Source organism: Streptomyces sp. NPDC005303 (genome assembly GCF_040607335.1).
GTDB lineage: Bacteria > Actinomycetota > Actinomycetes > Streptomycetales > Streptomycetaceae > Streptomyces.
This window is the reverse complement of record NZ_JBEXGM010000029.1, coordinates 38,564-56,716: the sequence shown is the minus strand read 5'-3', so window position 1 is coordinate 56,716 and position 18,153 is coordinate 38,564. Positions and strand designations below refer to the sequence as shown.

Annotated in this window: 12 protein-coding genes and 4 pseudogenes; 3 read left to right on the top strand and 13 right to left on the bottom strand. The window is 68.6% G+C overall.

The genetic code is table 11. The annotated features are described in order from the left end of the window. Window positions 1-10: 10 nt before the first annotated feature. The gene (locus tag ABZT93_RS31170) at window positions 11-700 is read right to left on the bottom strand and encodes a TetR/AcrR family transcriptional regulator (RefSeq protein ID WP_356110981.1); all 690 of its coding nucleotides are present in this window, start codon (window positions 698-700) and stop codon (window positions 11-13) included. Between the two features lie 71 nt (window positions 701-771). Here ABZT93_RS31170 and ABZT93_RS31165 point away from each other — a divergent pair. Continuing rightward, window positions 772-912: pseudogene (locus tag ABZT93_RS31165) on the top strand (hypothetical protein); the annotation flags it as partial. Between the two features lie 155 nt (window positions 913-1,067). Continuing rightward, window positions 1,068-1,490, top strand: a complete 423-nt coding sequence (locus ABZT93_RS31160) for a SpoIIE family protein phosphatase (protein WP_356110979.1) — start codon at window positions 1,068-1,070, stop codon at window positions 1,488-1,490. Between the two features lie 56 nt (window positions 1,491-1,546). Here the strand turns inward: ABZT93_RS31160 and ABZT93_RS31155 are convergent, their stop codons facing one another. Genes ABZT93_RS31155 through ABZT93_RS31140 form a run of 4 tightly spaced genes read right to left on the bottom strand, consistent with a single transcriptional unit; the run spans window position 1,547 to window position 6,439 of the window. Beyond that, on the bottom strand, window positions 1,547-2,305 hold the full coding sequence (locus ABZT93_RS31155; RefSeq protein ID WP_356110976.1) for an SDR family NAD(P)-dependent oxidoreductase: 759 nt from the start codon (window positions 2,303-2,305) through the stop codon (window positions 1,547-1,549). Next, a complete protein-coding gene (locus ABZT93_RS31150; protein WP_356110974.1) occupies window positions 2,302-3,081 on the bottom strand; it encodes an enoyl-CoA hydratase/isomerase family protein in 780 nt (259 codons plus the stop codon). Before ABZT93_RS31150 ends, ABZT93_RS31155 begins: the two co-directional genes overlap by 4 nt. A 5-nt stretch (window positions 3,082-3,086) precedes the next feature. Then, entirely contained in the window at window positions 3,087-4,730 is a 1,644-nt protein-coding gene (locus tag ABZT93_RS31145) for an AMP-binding protein (RefSeq protein WP_356110972.1), read from the bottom strand. Continuing rightward, complete coding sequence (locus ABZT93_RS31140; protein WP_356111045.1) at window positions 4,727-6,439, bottom strand: CocE/NonD family hydrolase; 1,713 nt, start codon at window positions 6,437-6,439, stop codon at window positions 4,727-4,729. The genes ABZT93_RS31145 and ABZT93_RS31140 overlap by 4 nt, the downstream gene beginning before the upstream one ends. A gap of 470 nt (window positions 6,440-6,909) precedes the next feature. Between ABZT93_RS31140 and ABZT93_RS31135 the strand changes: the two are divergent. Further along, window positions 6,910-7,197, top strand: a pseudogene (locus tag ABZT93_RS31135) (aldehyde dehydrogenase family protein); the annotation flags it as partial. A gap of 68 nt (window positions 7,198-7,265) precedes the next feature. Here ABZT93_RS31135 and ABZT93_RS31130 read toward each other — a convergent pair. The 8 genes and pseudogenes from ABZT93_RS31130 to ABZT93_RS31095 form a co-directional block, all read right to left on the bottom strand. Beyond that, window positions 7,266-7,424 (bottom strand): annotated as a pseudogene (locus tag ABZT93_RS31130) (transposase); the annotation flags it as partial. A gap of 181 nt (window positions 7,425-7,605) precedes the next feature. After that, window positions 7,606-8,245, bottom strand: a pseudogene (locus ABZT93_RS31125) (transposase family protein). Between the two features lie 223 nt (window positions 8,246-8,468). After that, a complete protein-coding gene (locus ABZT93_RS31120) occupies window positions 8,469-11,330 on the bottom strand; it encodes a glycoside hydrolase family 2 TIM barrel-domain containing protein (RefSeq protein WP_356110970.1) in 2,862 nt (953 codons plus the stop codon). Window positions 11,331-11,355: 25 nt separating this feature from the next. After that, on the bottom strand, window positions 11,356-12,225 hold the full coding sequence (locus tag ABZT93_RS31115) for a carbohydrate ABC transporter permease (protein WP_356110968.1): 870 nt from the start codon (window positions 12,223-12,225) through the stop codon (window positions 11,356-11,358). Beyond that, window positions 12,222-13,190, bottom strand: coding sequence for a sugar ABC transporter permease (locus tag ABZT93_RS31110; RefSeq protein WP_356110967.1), 969 nt, complete (start codon window positions 13,188-13,190; stop codon window positions 12,222-12,224). Before ABZT93_RS31110 ends, ABZT93_RS31115 begins: the two co-directional genes overlap by 4 nt. Before the next feature lie 20 nt (window positions 13,191-13,210). Continuing rightward, window positions 13,211-14,470, bottom strand: coding sequence for a sugar ABC transporter substrate-binding protein (locus ABZT93_RS31105; protein WP_356110966.1), 1,260 nt, complete (start codon window positions 14,468-14,470; stop codon window positions 13,211-13,213). A gap of 230 nt (window positions 14,471-14,700) precedes the next feature. After that, the gene (locus ABZT93_RS31100; RefSeq protein WP_356110964.1) at window positions 14,701-16,545 is read right to left on the bottom strand and encodes a glycoside hydrolase; all 1,845 of its coding nucleotides are present in this window, start codon (window positions 16,543-16,545) and stop codon (window positions 14,701-14,703) included. Between the two features lie 102 nt (window positions 16,546-16,647). Further along, on the bottom strand, window positions 16,648-17,922 hold the full coding sequence (locus ABZT93_RS31095; RefSeq protein ID WP_356110962.1) for an ROK family transcriptional regulator: 1,275 nt from the start codon (window positions 17,920-17,922) through the stop codon (window positions 16,648-16,650). Window positions 17,923-18,153: the final 231 nt, after the last annotated feature.

Here is an 18,153-nt window from a genome sequence, read left to right as displayed (position 1 = left end):
TCCGCGGGCTTTACCTGGGCGCGGAAACCTGATCCCCGGGCGGGCGGACAGCTGAGGAAGGCGGGCCGCATGCGCCCTGCCCCGAACTGAGCCCTTCCAGGAGGAGGTCCCCGAGTTCGGAGAAGGCGTCGCCGGCGGTCAGGCCAGTGCTCTCCAGAAGGACCCCCGACTGGACCGCGTCGATGGTCACTGCCACGACCTGGGCGGCGAAGTGCCCGTTGAGCGCGCGGAAGACGCCGGCCTCTACGCCTTCCTCGATGAGTTGGTGGACCCGGTGGGCGGCGGCGGCGGAGTTCTTGCGGTAGATCTGTGCGGTCGGTTCGTAGCCGACCATGTCGTCATAGAAGGCGTTGGAGTGGCGGCGCATGGCGGTGCCGACGCCGGTGAGGTAGACCCGGATACGCTGCCTGGGGTCGGGCTCGGCCTGGACGGCCTGCTCGATCTCGGCGGTCGCATCCCGGAAGAAGGCCCGGGTGACCGTCAGCACCAGCTGCTCCTTGGTGGAGGCCAGGCTGTACAGGGTCGCCTTAGAGCACTCCAGTCTCTGGGCGAGCTCGTCCATGGTCACCGCGGTGAAGCCCTCGGCCAGGATGATCGCCTCGGCCTGGCGCAGCAGTTCGTCGCGCCGGTGTGTGTCGACGACCCGCCTGCGCGTCGTTCGGCGCGGGCGTCGGTCACGCGAGTCGGTTGGGGCTGTCACCGCAGCAGTCTCCCATGAGCGTCTTCGCCGGAGGCGGCGGGTGGTCGTCCCGGCCGTAGGGTTGATCTTGCATGCGGGTACTAGCGTATCGTATAACGTACCCAGGCGGGGGCTCCAGCGGCGACTGGTTCGACGTCATTCCTCTGCCGTCGCTCCGTGCCGCCTTCGTCGTCGGTGACGTGATCGGTCACGGCCTGAAGGCCACAGCCACCATGGGACGCCGGCGCACCGCCGTGCAGACTCTGGCCGACCTGGAACTGGGTCTACGATCCGGTCACCCGCCGTTGGACCCTGGCCAGCGCCGGCCACCCGCCGCCCTTCGTCATACGGCCCGACGGCCCGACGGCCCGACGGCAGCGTCCGCCACGTGGAACTCTCTCCCGGGCCGCCGGTGGGAGTCGGTGGCATGCCTTTCGAGACGACGACTGTCGAACTGGAACCCGGCAACCTCCTGGCCCTGTACACCGACGGTCTCGTCCGCCGTTTCCCCCCGGACCCGTACGTCGGCCTCCGGCACCTGGCCGACCGCCCTGCCGCGTTCTCCGGCCGAGACTCCCGGCTGATCGACGTCGGCCGTTCGATGCTCGCCGATGCCGTCGCCCCGCCCCGCGACGACATCGCTCTCCTCCTCGCCCGGGTCCGCGCCTTGGCCGAGGACACTACGGCGTACTGGGAGTTCCCCGCCGTGGCCGATCGATCTGCGTCTCATTCACAACGAGAACCTGGTCTGCGAAGCCCAGAACCAGCACCAAGCGTGCCTGCGCGCTCTCCTCGACACCAGGCCCCCTGAGCCGTGACGGTCCCCGACGGCGAGCCCACCGTCACGGCCTGAGCGTCGAGGCGGCGCTATCGGATCGAGGATCCGATGGAGATGCCGCCGTCCACGTCCAGGACGACGCCGGTGATGTAGCCGGCGGCCTCGCTGGCGAGGAAGGTTGCGGCTTCGGCGATGTCCTCGGGGCGGCCGGTGTGGCGCATGGGGATCTTGTTGGTGAGTTTGTCGCGTGCGGGGCCGTTCATGGAGGCGAGCATGGGAGTTTCGATGAGGCCGGGGGCGATGGCGTTGGCCGTGATGCCGTGGCGGGCGCCCTCGAGCGCGAGGGTGCGGGTCATGCCGACGATGCCGGCTTTGGCGGCCACGTAGTTCGTCTGGCCGAAGTTTCCGCGCCAGGACATGGAGGAGAAGCTGACGATACGGCCGTAGCCCTGGCGTTTCATCGGTCCGAACGCGGCGCGGGCGCAGTGGAAGCCGCCGGTGAGGCTGACGCCGACGACCGCGTGCCAGTCGTCGTCGGTGATGTCCTCGACGCGGTTGTCGCGGATGATGCCGGCGTTGTTGACCAGCACGTCGAGGCGGCCGAGTTCGGTGGTGACCCGGTCGATCCAGGCGTTGACCTGGGCCGAGTCGGTCACGTCCACCTTGTCGGTGCGGAGGTTCGCGTCGTGGGCGTCGGTGATGGTCTCGGCGGCGTCGGTGAGGGCCTGTTCGTTGACGTCGGCGAGGGCAACCGTGGCTCCCTCCGCGGCGAACCGGGTGGCCATGGCGAGGCCGAGTCCCTGTGCGGCTCCGGTGATGGCGACAACGCGTCCCTGGTAGCGATTCACTTGATGTCCGCTTTCGTGGTGGAGGGAGCGAGGAAGGCCCGCAGGGCGTCGGCCACCGAGCTTGCCGACCAGTTGGCGGCGAAGGTGGCCAGTTCCTCGCGCAGGGCCTGCTCGGGGGCCATGCCGTCGATCCGGTGCAGGAGTGTCTTGAGGTGTTCCTGGGCTGGGCTGTGGCGGTCGGCCAACTGGCCGCAGATACGGGTGGCGGTGGCTTCGAGGTCGGCCTCGGGCACGATCGCGCGGATCCAGCCGGTGTTCTCGAAGGCGGTCGCGGGCAGCAGTTCGCCGGTGAGCAGGAGCCAGCGGGACAGGCCCCGTCCGACCGCGCCGGGCAGCCGGACGCTCGACCCGCCGGCCGGCACCAGGCGCCGGTTGAGGTGGCCGTCGCCGATGAGGGTGGTGTCGGCGGCGACGACGACATCGCAGGCCAGCGCGAGTTCGAGGCCCCCGGCGACGGCGTGACCGTGCAGCACGGCGACCCATGGCTTCGGGCTGGCCGCGATACGGCTGAAGCAGGCCGAGACATCGGTCAGGAAGCCGACCGGATTGTCGCCCGCATCGTGGAGCTCCAGGAACTGGTGGAAGTCTCCGCCGGCGCAGAAGCTCGGCCCTCTCCCCGCCACCGCGATGACCGCGGTGTCGGGGTCGGCCTCGGCGCTGCTGATCTGCTTGTCCAGGGCTTCTATGAGGGTGATGTCGAGGGCGTTGCGGCGCTCGGGGCGGTTGAGCAGCAGCCATCGGACGGGGCCGCGTTGCTCGACGAGCAGCGGTTCCATGCCGGTCAACGTGACTCCGGGGTGGTGAGTTCGGCGCGTCGGCGTTTCCGCAGCAGGTAGCGCTGCGTCTTGCCGCTGGGCGTCTTGGGCAGGCCGTCGATGAAGTGGATCGTGCGCGGGTAGGCATGGGCGGCGTAGCGGGTCTTGACCAACTGCTGGAGCTCGGTGGCCAGTTCCGGTGAACCGTCGCCGCCGTCGCGCAGGACGACGTACGCCTCGATGACCTCGCCGCGGACGTCGTCGGGTGCGCCGATCACGCTGCACTCGGCGACCGCGGGATGCTTGGCGAGGACGCTCTCGATCTCGAACGGCCCGATCCGGTAACCGGCCATGATGATGACGTCGTCGTCGCGGGAGGAGAAGAAGAAGTCGCCGTCGGCGTCCACGCGCCCGGCGTCGCCCGTGAGGTACCAGCGGTTGTCGGGAGTGAACTTGGAAGCGCTCTGCCCGGGAATCTGGTAGTCGCGGAAGGTCATCAGCGGGCTCGCCGCGACGTCGATCGCGACCCGGCCGAGCACTCCCTCTCCGGCGGGCTCGTTCTTCTCGTCGGCCAGGACGGTGAGGCTCCAGCCGGGTACCGGCCGGCCCATCGATCCTGTCTTGAGGGGACGGGCGAGTTCGGGATGGTGGTGGTTGGCCAGCGGCATGCCGACCTCGGTCTGGCCGAAGTGGTCGTGCACGGCAAGACCGAGCGCGGTGGCGGCCCACTCGTTGACCTCGGGAGTCAGGGGCTCGCCGGCGCTGGACGCCCGCTCCAGCCGCAGCCCCTCGGGCACCGGCACCGACGAGGAACGCAGCCCTCGGTACACGGTCGGGGCGGCGGTGAAGTCGGTGACCTGGTGCTCGACAAGGGTGCGCCAGGTCGTCTCGGCGGAGAACCCGCCGGACAGCAGCAGGCTGGGAATGCCGGCGGCCAGCGGAGCGACGATGGCGGAGTACAGCCCGTAGGCCCAGCCGGGGTCGGCCGCGCACCAGTAGCTGCTGCCTGGGGTGACGCCCAGGGCGTACTCCAGGTAGATCTGCCATCCCGTGATGTAGGAGACGGGGTGGATGACGCCCTTGGGCTTACCGGTGGTGCCGGAGGTGAACATGTGGACCAGGGGCCCGTCCCCGCTGGTCGTGACGGCGGGCACCGGCTCGGGCGACGCGGCCGCGACGAGGTCGGCCAGCGACAGGTCACCGTCCGACGTGCCGGGTCCGGTGACGACGATCCGGCGCTCGGGGTCGTCAGTCATGTCGGGGCCCGGGTCGAGTTTGTGGCGCTGGTCCGGGGCGACGACCACGACGTGCGCACCCGCCCCCTCCAGGCGCAGGGCGATGGCCTGGGGTGCGAACGCGGTGAACAGCGGGACGTAGACCGCGCCGAGCCGCCAGATCGCCAGGATGACGGTGACCAGCTCGGTGCCCTTGCCCATCAGGGTCGCCACCCTGTCACCCGGACCGACGCCGAGTCCCTGGAGCGCCCGCGCACAGCGGTGCGAGTCGGCGGCGAGCTCGCCGAAGGTCAGAGTGGAAGCCTTTCCCTCGCTGTCGACCACGGTGAACGCGACGCGGTCGGCGGGGTGCCGGTCGCACAGCAGATGGGCCACATCGAGGGAAGGAGCGGCGAAGGTCGCGGTCAGCTCGGCGACCCGGTCGGCGGCGCTCATGACTGGTCCTTGCGGTCGATGACCGGCAGCACCAGGCGGCTGGGGTGGTCCGGTCCGTGATGGATGTGGTTGATCGCGGGGATCATCTGCTCCTCGCCCTCACGGGCGATGACGCCGCCGGTGTTGGTGTTGCGGTCGTAGCGGGGGAAGTTGCTGCTGGAGACGTCCACGCGGATGCGGTGACCGGGAAGGAACACATTGGACGTGGCGGTCATGTCGACGGTGATCTCGTAGACCGAGCCCGGCTCCATCAGCTCTTCCGTGGCGAGGCCGCCGCGATAGCGGGTGCGCAGGATCCCGTCGCACAGGTTGATCGCCTTGCCGTCGGGGAAGACGTCGACGAGCTTGGCGGTGAAGTCGGTGTCCACTGCCGACGAGGAGACGAACAGGGTCAGGCTGACCGGACCGGTGACCTCGACGGCCTCTTCGAGTACGGGTGTGGCGAAGCACAGGACGTCCTCGCGGGCGGCGACGGTCCGCTGGTCGACCGGGCCGCAGAGTTCCAGTGTCACCGGCATGGTCGCCCCGCCGGCCGTGGGAACCGGACGGCGCGGGTCGTAGAGGTAGGTGTCGCGCCCTGCCCCGGTCGGAGCCTCGGTCGTCAACACGCCGTCGCCGTCCGCTGTGTTGGCATGGCCGGTGCTTGTGAGGTGGAAGTCGGTCCACCTGGTGTCGGGCAGTGGCCACTCCTGCTCGTCGCGCCACTGGTCGATGCCCATCACGAAGATCTTCACCGGTGCCACGCCGTCCAGAGCGGTGGTGTCGCCACGGAGCCAGCGGTCGAAGAACTTCACGTGCAGGCCGGTCAGACCCATCATCTGCGCACTGGCCGGCGGACCGAAGGAGCGGTCGGGATAGATGCCGGTCGAGGAGATGTGATCCCACGGACCGATGATCAACCGCTGCCCCTCACGCGCCTGCCCACTGCCCGCCTTCTGACGGGCGGTGGTGTAGGTGCGCACCGTCTGCCCGATGTAGAGGTCGTACCAGCCACCGATGTTGAGCGCCGGGACGGTGACGTTCTTGAGCTCGGGCGTGAGCTCCATGGCGTCCCAGTACTCGTCGTGGGAGGGGTGGGCCATCCAGTCGTCCCACCACTTCCCGTACTCCGCCAGTACCGGGACCTCGGCCGTCGGCAGCACGTCGTTCAGCGGCTCCGGGAACAGCGCCGCCTGACCGAGCTGCTGCAGCTGGGACACGGAGCCCTCGCCGGCCGCCAGGGACCGCTGGGCGTCGGCCATGTACATCATGGCGTTCCACAGCGTGACAAGGCTCAGTGAGAGCGCACCGCCCGGGCCGTACCAGGGTGCCTCGTAGTTGTCGATCGAGGTGACGGACGGTGCGATCGCCTTGAGGCCGGGGGCGCCGGTCACGGCGGTCTCCCACTGGACCATTCCCAGGTAGGACCCGCCGTACATGCCCACCGTGCCGTCGGACCAGGGCTGCTCGGTGATCCAGGCGACGGTGTCCTCGCCGTCGTCGCGGTCGGCCATGTGGGGCACGAACTCGCCCTCCGAGCGGTGTGTGCCCCGGCAGTCCTGCACCACCACCGCGTAGCCCGCCTCCAGCAAAGGCATGAGGTCGGGCATGGCCCCGCCCTGGGTGACGCCGACCGCGTCTTTGCCGTAGGGCATGCGCACGAGCAGCGTCGGAGCCTTCCCCCCGACTGGATGCCACACGTTGGCGGCGAGGGCTACACCGTCACGCATCGGAACTCGGACATCTATCTCGTAAAGGTGCTGCATCGGTGCTCCTCGTCGAGCCGCGGCGGCATTGCCCGGATGTGGGTACGTTAAGAGGTACGCGCGTACCCTGTCAATTACTGAACGGCAGGCCGACCTCCCCTCATTTCCCCTGCGCGGGGTCGATGGGCTGGGGGCGGGTGGGCAGCTCGCCCGGTCAATGGGAGCCGCCCGGCGGGCCCCCGACGCGTGAGAGGCATTTCGGTCCGTGGCCCTTCGCCGGGTCGGCGACGCCCGGACCTCATTCGTCGTAGGCGGCGAGTTCTCGGACGCCGGGCCTCGTTGTGCCTACTCCGGCACAGTCGTCAGAAGGCGCCCGCCGGTGAGCGGAGTCAGCCTCCGGTTGTCGTGGGTCACGCGGTAGGCGCCCCGGCCGATCTCTTGCACCTCCAGCCGCGGGCGGGGCGCAAAGCGCCTTCTCGTCCGGCCCGTTCAAGATCGCCTCTGCGACGGCAACCGGCGGCACCCTCGTCATCAAGCCGTCGCCGGAGACCGTGCTGGACTCCAACCTGTCGGCCGAGGTGGCCGAGGAAGGCGGGGTCATCAGCATCGTCTCCGCCGCGCAGGAAGTCGGCGCCTACCTCGTCTCCCACCCCGCCTTGGTCAAGGTGGCCTGCACCGGCTCCACTGCCGCCAGAGGCGGCCTCGCTGAGGCCCGCGGCCGTGTGCTGCGCCCCGTCACCCTTGAGCGCGGGGGCAAGTCCACGGCGGTCGTCCTCGACGACCACGTGGACCAGGCGAAGATCGGCGAAGGCCTGTGCGACTTCTCGACCGCCTTACGCGGGTTCTGCAACAGATGGAACCTGTCGGCGATGTGGACGGCGTCCGGAGCGGCCCTCCAGATGGTCTCGGCATACGCACTTGTGCGATCACGGCACACGATCTCCGCGCCAGGGTGCTGCTCGAGCCAGACGGTGAACGTCCAGGCAGTGCGGTCCGGCAGCACGTCGACGACGGGACCGCTCCCGATATCGATCAAGGCGGTGCCGTAGACGTGACCGCGTTCCAAATCTGACCACGACTGGTGTGGCGGCCGCCGATGACCTGTGATGTGTCTGGATGCGGCACCAACGGGTCGTCGGTCAGGCCTGATCGCGCGTTGAGGGTGATAGGGGCGGGCGGCGGGGGCTCGGTTATCCGGTGAGGACGACGTTGTACAGGCGGACGACGCCGAGCATGGCGTAGTGGACGCCGTACCCCTTCAGGCGGCAGTCGCGGAGGATCTTCCAGCCCTTCATCCGGGCGAAGCTGTGCTCGACGCGTGCCCGAACTCGCTTGTGCGAGCGGTTGTGTGCCCCCTGCCAGGCTGGGAGTTCCTTGCCCTTGGCGCGGCGGTGCGGAATGACGAGTCCGGCGTCCTTGGCGCCGGATTCCTCCCAGCCGACGCTTGCCGGGCACGGGCCGGCCGACTATCACGACCGCCCGGCTGTCGGCGTCGATGACGACCTGGTGGGCGGTGGAGCAGCGACAGTTCTTTGACTGCTCGGCAATGCTGCGGCCGCGGGTCGGTGCGTGGGTGCCGTTCACGATCGGCACTGTGTCCTTCGCGAACCGTTTGCGTGGTGTGAGCGCGAGCTTCGGACCCAGGTGGTCGATGATGCGACTGGCCGCGGACTTCGACACACCGAACAGCGGGGCAAGTTGACGTAGCGTCAGATTGGCCCGCCGTCACAGCGGCAGCCTCCACGGCCGCCCGCGACCCGGAGCGTCGGATCCCTCCCTCCGCAGCTAGGTCGCCAACTTGCTCAAGGTGCGCGGGCCCAGCCCCGTCATCCTCGATTGTTACGGCTGCCGCACCGGGAGATCCCCGCGCGAGGTTTTCCCATGATCGTCCCCTGTACCTGGCGATACCGCCCGTCAACTGTTCCGGTCAGGAGGCGCTGCGGGGCGATGGGGCGGCTGTGGCGTGCCGATGAGGGCGGAAACGGACGCGGGTGTGACCGTGGCCGGCCGGTTGGGGTGTGGGCCGGCCACGGGGGGCCTCAGGACTGCATGCTCAACTGGCGGCTGAGAACACGAAGGAGAACTCGGTCGGTTCGGCCCGCAGCCAGTACGGCGGCAGTACGCCCGGGCCGCAGGATCCGGTGCCGATGCCGTGCTGGCCGTGGTCGAGGTTGACCCAGACCGTCCCGCCCGGGGTGAGGTCGGTGAGGTGGGTGGCCGCGTCGAGCTGCTCGCTCGTCCAGGGCCGGGCGGTGAAGGAGAACTCCGGGTCACCCTCGATCCGCAGGCCGCCCAGTTCCACCCAGCGGACATCGGCGCGGGCGCCGTTCTCCTGCGGACGTAGGTACGGTGTCTGCAGCCCGTCGATCGTGGACTGCCAACGTCCGATCCTGGAAGCCGACTTGGTGTCCGGGTATCCCTCGCCGGGACCGCCGCCGTACCACTTAACGGCTTCCGCCTGTGCGAGCCCGAACCGCACGCCGAGCCGCGGCAGCGGCACCGGCCACTCGCCCTGGGGACCCACGGACACGGTGAGCTTCAGGCGGTTGCCGTCCGATGTCCAGCGGTATACCGCGCCGAGGCCGAACTCCCAGGCGGCCGGCGCCACCCGGGTCCGCACGGTCAGTGCGTCGTCACCGAGTTCCACGGAGTCGAGGCGGTGCCGCATGCGGTGCAGGCCGTACTTGCGCCACAGCTGCGCATAGCGGGTGCCGGTCTGCCAGTCGGCGCCCTCGTCGTTGTCGGTCGTCGCCCGCCACAGGTCCAGCCGCAGGGCGCTCACCTCGACCCCGCCGATGGTCTTCAGCGCACCGGTGCGGGCGTCGAACGAGGCGGGGCCGAGCGTGATCACACCGTCGCTGGCCAGCGGACCGTCGGTCGGGGCGACTACCGGCAACGGCCGTGCGGACAAGGCCACTTGGCCCCAGGCCACCTCGTGGCCCTGCGGGGCCCAGGCGGTGTCGGACGCCAGCAGCGCGCGTACCGTCCAGTGCGCCTCCGCGCTCTCGTGCGCGGGCTGTTCCGGCAGCTTCAGGTCCGCCGACTCACCCGGTGCCAGCGGCGGCACCGCGAGCGTGCCCGCCTCGACCGTCTCGCCGTCCACCTGGTACGACCACTCGAAGGCGAGATGGGACAGGTCCGCGAAGTCGTACGTGTTGGTGACGCGTACGGTGCCGTCGGCGCCGTCGATGCGGACCGGCTCGATGACCTTCTTGTACTCGGTCAGGCCGGGGGAGGGCGTGCGGTCCGGGAAGATGAGGCCGTCGCAGACGAAGTTGCCGTCGTGCAGCTCCTCGCCGAAGTCGCCGCCGTAGGCGTAGCCCAGTTCGGCGTGCTTGACGCCGTGGTCGATCCACTCCCAGACGAAGCCGCCCTGGAGGCGGTCGTACTTCTCGAAGAGGGTTTGGTAGTCGGCGAGGCCGCCGGGGCCGTTGCCCATGGCGTGGGCGTACTCGCACTGGATGAAGGGGAGTTCGCGGCGTTTCAGGGTGCCGCCGTCGAGCTTTTTGCCGATCTGCTCGACCTCGGCGTGGTTCGCGTACATCCGCGAATACACATCCGTGTCCCGGCAGTTCCAGTCGCCCTCGTAGTGCACCAGGCGCGAGGAGTCCCGGCCGTGGATCCACTCGGCCATGGCGGTCAGGCCGCGGCCGGTGCCGGCCTCGTTGCCCAGCGACCAGAAGACGATCGAGGGGTGGTTCTTGTCCCGTTCGACCATACGGGCCGCGCGGTCCAGGAGAGCCGGGGTCCAGCGGTCGTCGTCGACCGGGTTGTCCCGCCAGTCCTGCTCGGTGAAACCGTGGGTCTCCAGGTCGCACTCGTCGATGACCCACAGGCCGTACTCGTCGCACAGGTCCAGGAAGGCCGGGTGCGGCGGGTAGTGCGAGGTGCGCACGGCGTTGATGTTGTGCCGCTTCATCAGCAGCACGTCCTCGCGCATGGTCTCGAGGTCGAGGGTGCGGCCCTTCTCGGGGTGCCACTCGTGCCGGTTGACGCCCTTGAACAGGACCGCCTTGCCGTTGACCTTGATCAGGCCGTCCTCCAGGACGACCGTACGGAAGCCGATGCGCAGCGGGACCCGCTCGCCCTCGGTGACCAGTTCGCCGTCGTAGAGCCGGGGGCTCTCGGCGCTCCACGGGGCCACCAGGGCCGTCACGGACTCACCGGTGGCGACATCGATGCCCAGCGCGGGCACGAGCACCCGCCCGTCGACGTCGGAGTCGACGCACAGGGTGCCCTCGCCCGTGAGGTGGTCGTAGGAGGCGTGCACGAAGAAGTCCCCGGCGGAGCCGGCAGGCCGGTGCAGCAGGGTCACCTCACGGAAGATGCCCGGCAGCCACCACTGGTCCTGGTCCTCCAGATAGGACCCGGCCGACCACTGGTGCACCCGGACGGCGAGGACGTTGCCCGTCGGCTTCAGCAGATGGCCCACCGCGAACTCGTGCGCGAGGCGGGAGCCCTTGAACTCACCGATGTCCGTGCCGTTGAGCCAGACCCGCGCGCAGGACTCGACGCCGTCGAAGCGGACGACGGCACCGCCGTCCGAGGGCCAGTCCTCAGGGAGGTCGAAGACCCGCAGGTGGTCGCCGGTCGGGTTCTCGGTGGGGACGTGCGGCGGGTCCACCGGGAAGGGGTAGAGGTGGTTGGTGTAGATGGGCAGCCCGAAGGCGCCGTCGCCCTGGAGGACCCAGTGCCCGGGGACCGTGACCTCGGCCCAGCCGTCGGCGTCGTATCCCTCCTCGGCGAAGGAGTCGTCCTCGGCGTCGGCGGTCGCCGACAGCCGGAAGCGCCAGGCGCCGTCGAGGGGCAGGGCCTTCGCGTCGGAGGACGCGTACCAGGCGCGGGGCGGGAGGGCCCCGCTGCCCGGGGATACGTCCTCGACGTAGTCGAAAGCCGTGGTGGTGCGGAAAGACATCGGTCTCCAGGTCCTCAGAGAGGTGTCAGCCCTTGATGCCGGTCTGCGCGATTCCCTGGACCAGCCAGCGCTGGAGGAAGAGGAACACGAACACCAGGGGCAGGATGGAAATGGCGGTGGCCATGAAGATCAGGTGGAAGTTGACGGTCTGGTTGGTCATGAAGGAGGACAGTGCGACCTGGACGGTCCAGGAGCTCGGGTCCTGGCCGATGACCAACGGCCACAGGAAGGCGTTCCAGCCGCTGATGAACGTGATCGTGGCCATCGCCGCGAAGAAGTTCAGCGAGTTGGGTACGACAATGCGCCAGTATGCGCCCCAGTAACCGAGCCCATCCACGCGTGCCGCCTCCTCCAGCTCCTTCGGGAACCCGAGGAAGTACTGCCGGAACAGGAAGCAGGTGAAACCACTGAACAGGCCCGGGATGATCAGACCCCGGTAGGTGTCGATCCAGCCGAGGGACGAGACCAGCACGAAGCTGGGCACGAATGTGACGGCGGTCGGGACCATCAGGGTCGCGAGGACGACGTAGAAGACCTTGTTGGCGTGCTTGTAGGGGATACGGGCGAGGCCGTAGCCGGCCAGGGAGCAGATCAGCAGCGTGCCGACGGTCATGGAGACGGCGATCACTGTCGAGTTCCACATGGACCTGGCGAAGTCGACCGTCGGGTCGTCGAACAGCTCGCTGATGTTGCCCCACTGGAAGGAGGGGAGCAACTTCCAGTTCTCGCCGGTGATCTCTGGGTCAGTGGAGAGGGAGTTGCGGAGGATCAGGTAGAAGGGGAGCAGGAAGAGCAGGGCGGCGACGCTGACGGCGATGTACAGGCCCGTGTTGCCGAGGACGCCTCCGCGCTTCTTGCGGCTCTCCTTGCCCACCTGAGGTGCGGTGGTGGTCACTTGGAGTCCTCCCCCCTTCCGAAGCCCATGAACTTGCCCTGGAGGAGCGTGACGGCGCAGATCAGCACCGTGAGGATGACGGCGCCCGCGCTGCCGGCGCCGTAGTCCTGGTTCTCGCCGAGGGCGGTCTTGTACAGGACCATGAGCGGGGTCTGACCCCAGGTGGCCTTGGTCGTGATGATGTTGAAGAACTCGTCGAACGCCTGGTAGGCGGCGACGAGCAGCAGCAGGATCACCGCGGTCGAGGTGGCGCGCAGCTGGGGCAGCGTGATGTACCGGAAGGTCTGCCAGCCCGGCTTGGCGCCGTCGATCGCGGCCGCCTCGTACAGCTCCGCGGGGATGTTCTGCAGCGCGGCCAGGAACAGGATCATGTAGAAGCCGGCCTGAAGCCACAGGCGTACGGTCACGATGACCAGCCAGTACCAGGGAGGGTTCGGGTCGGACAGGTAGGCGATGTTGTCCACGCCGAACCAGCCGAGCACCGTGTTCATCAGGCCGAAGCGGACACCGGTGAAGATGGACATCTTCCAGATCAGCGCGGCGGCGACGTAGGACACGGCGGTCGGCAGGAAGAACACCGACCGGAAGAACGCCCGCATGAACCGCAGCCGGTGCACCAGCATCGCGAGGGCCAGCGACAGGGCCCAGGTGAGGGGCACGATGAGCGCGGCGAACACCGTGAACGTCACCAGGGAACCGGTGAAGTTGGAGTTCGTCAGCATGCTCTTGTAGTTGTCGAAGCCGATGAACTTGCTCGGCGTGACGGTGAAGCGTGCGTCGAAGAAGCTGAGCCAGATGCTCCAGATGATCGGCACGAAGACGAATATCGCCAGGCCGATGAGGAAGGGCCCGGTGAAGAGCCAGAAGTTGAAGGTCGGGTTGCCCCGAAGGCCCCGCCGCGGCCGGGCCGGTGAGGCCTTGGCCGGGGCGGGCTGGGCGACCCCGCGCGTGGTGGTGGTCGACATGTCGTGGTTTCTCCGTCGACCTAACCGAAGAGCTTCTTGAGCTCGGCGTTGACCTTCTTCTCCGCCGTGGCGAGCGCGGCGTTCGGGTCGCTGTTCTTACGGACGCTGTTGGTGAACGCGTCGGTGAGGGCGGTGATCATCGACTGGGTCCAGCCGATGTTGTCGAAGTGCCCGAACTCGTTGAAGAGCTTGACGCCCTCGGCCGGCAGACCCGACTTCAGCTTGGTGGCGGACTGGGCGATGGAGGTGCGCGGCGGGATGTGGAAGCCGTACGAGGTGGCCCAGTCCTCCTGGTACTGCTTCTGGTCGATCCACAGCCACTTGACGTACTCCTTGGCCGCGTCGACGTTCTTGCCCTTGGCGTTGACGAACATCGACCAGCCGCCGTTGTAGACCGACTGCTTGCCGTTGTCGCCGACCTTGGGGAAGGGGAAGACGCCGAGGTCGTCGCCGAGCGCCTGCTGCATGGCGGGCATCGCCCACATACCGCAGAACTGGATGGCACACAGGCCCTGGTTGATCGCGGACGGGTCCCAGTAGTCGGCCGGGGCGTCAAGGAGCAGGTTGCCGCTGGTGAACAGCTGGCGCAGCTGCTTCATGCCGGCGGCCACCGCGTCCGTGTGGAAGGCGGGCTTGTTGTCGGGGGTGAGGGTGTCGGCGCCGGCCGACCAGAGGAGCGGGTTGATGGCCGGGGTGAGGTCGTTGCCGAGGAAGACGCCCTTGACCTTGTTCGTGGTGAGCTTCTCCGCGGCCTCGAGCAGCTCGTCGAGGGTGGTCGGCACGTCGACCTTGGCCTTCTCCAGCATCGACTTCCGGTAGAAGAAGAACTGCGGGTCGTCGATCATGCGGACGCCGTATATCTTCCCGTCCACGGTGTGCGACTTGATGTCGGCCGGGTTGAAGTCGTCCTTGACCGGGTCGATGATGTCGGTCAGGTCTGCGACCTGGCCGCTCTTGACCATCTGGATCTGCGGGTGGAACTCGAAGACGTCGGGCGCCTGCTTGGTGAGCAGGGACGCGAACAGCTTGGCCTCGAAGTTGTTGCCCGTGATCCAGTTGGTGGTCACGTTGGCCTTCTTGTACGCCTTCGCGTACCGCTTGATCGCCTGCTCCGTGCCCGCTTCGCCGTAGGCGTGGAAGAACTGGACGAGCGCGTCGTCCGACCCACTGCTGCGGCCCGTGTTGCTGCCGCACGCGGCCAGCCCGCCGGCGGCGGCCAGGCCCATCGCGGCCCGCAGAACGTTTCGACGGTCCCAGTTGCTGTTGCTCAATGCCGACATGCTGACGTCCTTGTCTCGAATACGGCTACGGCTCTGCGCCATGGCTCTGCGGCTCAGTGCCAGTTGGCTCAAATGGACCTGCGGTGCGGGACGTTAACCTTCTGCTAATGCTTCGGCAAGAGGTTGGACGAAGTCTGCACGAAGCGTTGTGTGGCGTTCGGGATACCGGACGCCCCAGGGTCGCGGGCCGCCGCACCAGCGGCCCGCAACCCCCTTGCACAGGTGAGGTGTTACTGCCTGAACCAGGCCTGGTTGGTCCCGCCGTTGCAGGACCACAGGCCGACCTTGCTGCCCTCGGCCGTCGCCTGCCCGCCGACGTCCAGGCAGGTGCCGGACGCCTCGCTGACGACTTGGCCGTTGGAGTTCAGCAACCATCGCTGGCTGCCGTCACGGGTCGTCTCCGGGCTCGTGGTGAGCCCCGAACTCCCCGCGGTCAGATAGCCGTTCACGCCCTTCAGGCGGCCCGTCGAGTCGTACGACCACACCTGCTCCGACCCGCCCGTGCAACTGGTGATCACGGCGCCCGAGGCGTTCGCGGTCAGGCACTTGCCGGACTGCCTGCCCGCCAGCGCGCCCGTGACCGCCGAGGTGCTGCGGCCCTTCTGGTCCAGGACGTACGTCGTGATGGACCGGGCCGGCAGGGTCGCAGAGACGGTGTTGCCCTTGACCGACGGCTTGGTGACGTTCGCCCAGCTCTCGGTCGCCGAGGTCCGCACGGCCTTGCTCGCGCGCACCGGCGCCCTGCTGTTGAAGTGCAACTGCAGGGCGGTGTCGGTGGTGTTGTGGTTGTTGACCACCGCCACCCACGTGCCGTGGTCGTCGTACGTCGACACCTCGACGCCGTCCGGTGTGCCGGTCACGTTGTGGGCGACCGAGCCCGGCCGGACGAACTTGCTGTACTGGCCGAGCGCGTAGTAGCGCTTGGTGTAGTACAGGGTCTGGTTGCCGTTGGTGGCGTAGTTGGGGTCGTAGTAGATCAGGCCGTCGTTCCAGCCCTCGGAGTTCTTCGCGAGGGGGTCGGAGCCGACCATCTCCGACAGGGCGACCCACCACTGGAACGCCGAGTCGTGCGCGGTCGCGAAGTCCTTGTAGATGATCCGGGAGAGGTTCAGACCGCCGTCGATGGTGGGGTCGTACTCCTGGGCCCAGCCCGTGCCGCCGTTGCCGAAGCAGCAGATCTCCGTGGACCAGGACTGCTTGCCGACCGACCTGGACGTCTCGTAGATCTTCGCCCGCTGGTCGTCGCCCGGGTTGTTGTACGTGTGGTGGGCGAGCTTGTCGACGTACTGGGCGGTGTCGGGCTGCGAGATCCACTGGGGGACCTCGGTGTTGAAGCTCACCGTGCTGCTGGACTCGTCCGCGATGATGCCGGTCTTCTGACCGCGGGCCTGCTGCTCGGCGCCCAACGCCCGCACGATGTCGTCGCGTTGGCCGACCGGCACCAGCATGCCCTCCTGACCGCAGTCGTCGAAGCTGTTGGTCGGCTCGTTGAAGGGGCTGATGTAGTCGAACCGCACGCCCTGCTTGGCGAAGTGGTCGGTGACGTCGGCGACGTACTTCGCGTAGTCCTGTGTGTTCTCCGCCTTCAGATAGCCGCCGCAGCTCTTGGCGTTGGTCTTCCACTGCGCCGGCGCGCTGTTGACGAAGGCGATCAGGTCCTTCACGCCGTACTTGGCGGCCGCGTACAGGAACGTACGGCCCGCCTTGTCCTTGCTCCAGTCGTAGGACCCGTCGTCGTTCACGAAGGTCTCGGGGGCGCGTGGCGCGTAGCTCACGCCGGTGCCGCCACCGCCGATGTTGTAGCGGTAACTGCTGAGCGCCAGGCCGTCCTTGGAGAACAGCAGCCTGGACACCCGGGCCTGGACCTTCGGGTCGAAGTTCTTCAGGTCGTTGACCCACCAGGCGCCCGAGGCGCCGATGTTGTCGATGGTCTGGGCGGCGTGCGGGGACACTTCGGCCACCGTGGGGGTGGCGGCCGACGCGGGCGGAGCGGATATCAGCGGTCCCGCGACAGCGAACGCGGCTGCGGCTGTCAGCAGGGCCGATCTCTTGTGGTGGGGGTGAGACACGTGCATCCCTTCCGTCGTCATGAAGGTGCTGCGGTACGGCTCCTGGGCTGTGTCGTCGCATGTCCGCCCGCCCTGCCGGGCGAACGAACGCAAAGGTGAGGACGGGATCTAGCGCAGGTGCGTCTTGGCCCGCACCGGGGTGGTGCGTCTGGTCGTGGCCGGCTTCTGTCCGACGGACTGGAGCGCCCCTTCGAGCGCGAACGTCGCCGCGCCCAGACACACCGGGTCCGTCGGGATAGGGGAGAGGACGATCTCGGTGGCGGCCATCGGCCGGGGCAGCGCGTGCCGGGCGACGGCCTCGCGCACCTCCGCGGCCAGGGGCTCGCCGAGGGCGGTCGCGACCCAGCTGGCGAGCACGACCACCTCGGGGTTGAACAGGTTGACCAGGTGCGCGATGGAGGCGCCCAGATAGCGGGCGGTGTGCCGGACGACCTTGACCGCCACCGGGTCTCCGGTGCGCATCCCCCGGGCCAGCGCGGCGATCGTCGCAGTCTGGTCGCCCGGGTGCAGCAGCTCGCTGTCGGGGCTCAGCTCCCGCAGGTTCAGCATGATCCCGGGCGCGCCCACGTACGTCTCCACACAGCCGTGGTTGCCGCAGCGGCACAGGCGTCCGTCCAGGACGATCGTGTTGTGGCCCCACTCGCCGGCGCTGTTGGAGACACCGCGGTGCAGCGCGCCGCCCAGGACGAGACCGGCGCCCACGCCGGTGCCGAGGTTGACCACCACGGCGTTCTGGCTTCCGCGCGCGGCCCCGAACCAGAGCTCGGCCACGGCGGAGGCACGCAGCGGGTTGTCCAGGTAGAGGGGGTAGGCGATGCACTCGGAGAGCAGGTCGAGCAGCGGCACGTCGTGCCAGTCCCAGTTGGGCGCGTACTCCGAGATGCCGGTCTCGCGGTCCACCTGCCCCGGCACGCTCACGCCCACGCCGAGCACCCGGGCGCCCTCGATCCCGGCCTGCGTGACCACCGAGCCGACGGCGGCGGCGACATGGCCGACCACCTGTTCGGGGAGGCTCTCGCCTGGGCGGACATCCTCCTCGGCCCGGGCCAGGACGTTCAGCGCGAGGTCGAACAGCTCGACTCGGACGTAGGTCTCGGCGATGTCCACGCCGATCAACGCGCCTCCCGACGCGTTGACGGCCACGAGTCCCCGGGGGCGCCCGCCGGCCGAGTCCTCGAACCCGACCTCCGTGATCAACCCGAGGTCGAGCAGCTCGCCCACGAGCGTGGCAACCGTGGCGATGCTCAGTCCCGTGGCCGCCGCCAGCTCCTTCCGGGAGGTGGGAGACTCGGCGATGATCTGGCGCAGTACCTCGTAGCGGTTCGCGGTGCGGATGTCACGTGATGTGCGCTTCACCGGGGTCTTCACCAGGGGAGCCTCCATCCCTTCCCGATGCTGGGCCGGCCGGCCTCAGCGCCGACACGCCGCAAGACTAGGACCTGGAGGGAGTTTCAACAAGGGGTTAGGAAATGGGGTGAAAGAACCTCTGGCGGCCCGTGTCCGGGACGTGGCGGTGTCCCGGTATGTTTCTCGAGCTGGAGACTCCGTGACATGTGATCATCAATGCTCTGGAAACCGCCCAGGACGGGATTGACGGGCCGTCACGAAAGGCTT

Excerpts from the sequence above, each read along its gene's own strand:
- ABZT93_RS31100 (WP_356110964.1), bottom strand. The coding sequence starts at position 16,545 with ATGCACGTGTCTCACCCCCACCACAAGAGATCGGCCCTGCTGACAGCC.
- ABZT93_RS31110 (WP_356110967.1), bottom strand. The coding sequence starts at position 13,190 with ATGTCGACCACCACCACGCGCGGGGTCGCCCAGCCCGCCCCGGCCAAG.
- ABZT93_RS31140 (WP_356111045.1), bottom strand. The coding sequence starts at position 6,439 with ATGCGTGACGGTGTAGCCCTCGCCGCCAACGTGTGGCATCCAGTCGGG.
- ABZT93_RS31120 (WP_356110970.1), bottom strand. The coding sequence starts at position 11,330 with ATGTCTTTCCGCACCACCACGGCTTTCGACTACGTCGAGGACGTATCC.
- ABZT93_RS31105 (WP_356110966.1), bottom strand. The coding sequence starts at position 14,470 with ATGTCGGCATTGAGCAACAGCAACTGGGACCGTCGAAACGTTCTGCGG.
- ABZT93_RS31150 (WP_356110974.1), bottom strand. The coding sequence starts at position 3,081 with ATGGAACCGCTGCTCGTCGAGCAACGCGGCCCCGTCCGATGGCTGCTG.
- ABZT93_RS31095 (WP_356110962.1), bottom strand. The coding sequence starts at position 17,922 with ATGGAGGCTCCCCTGGTGAAGACCCCGGTGAAGCGCACATCACGTGAC.
- ABZT93_RS31145 (WP_356110972.1), bottom strand. The coding sequence starts at position 4,730 with ATGAGCGCCGCCGACCGGGTCGCCGAGCTGACCGCGACCTTCGCCGCT.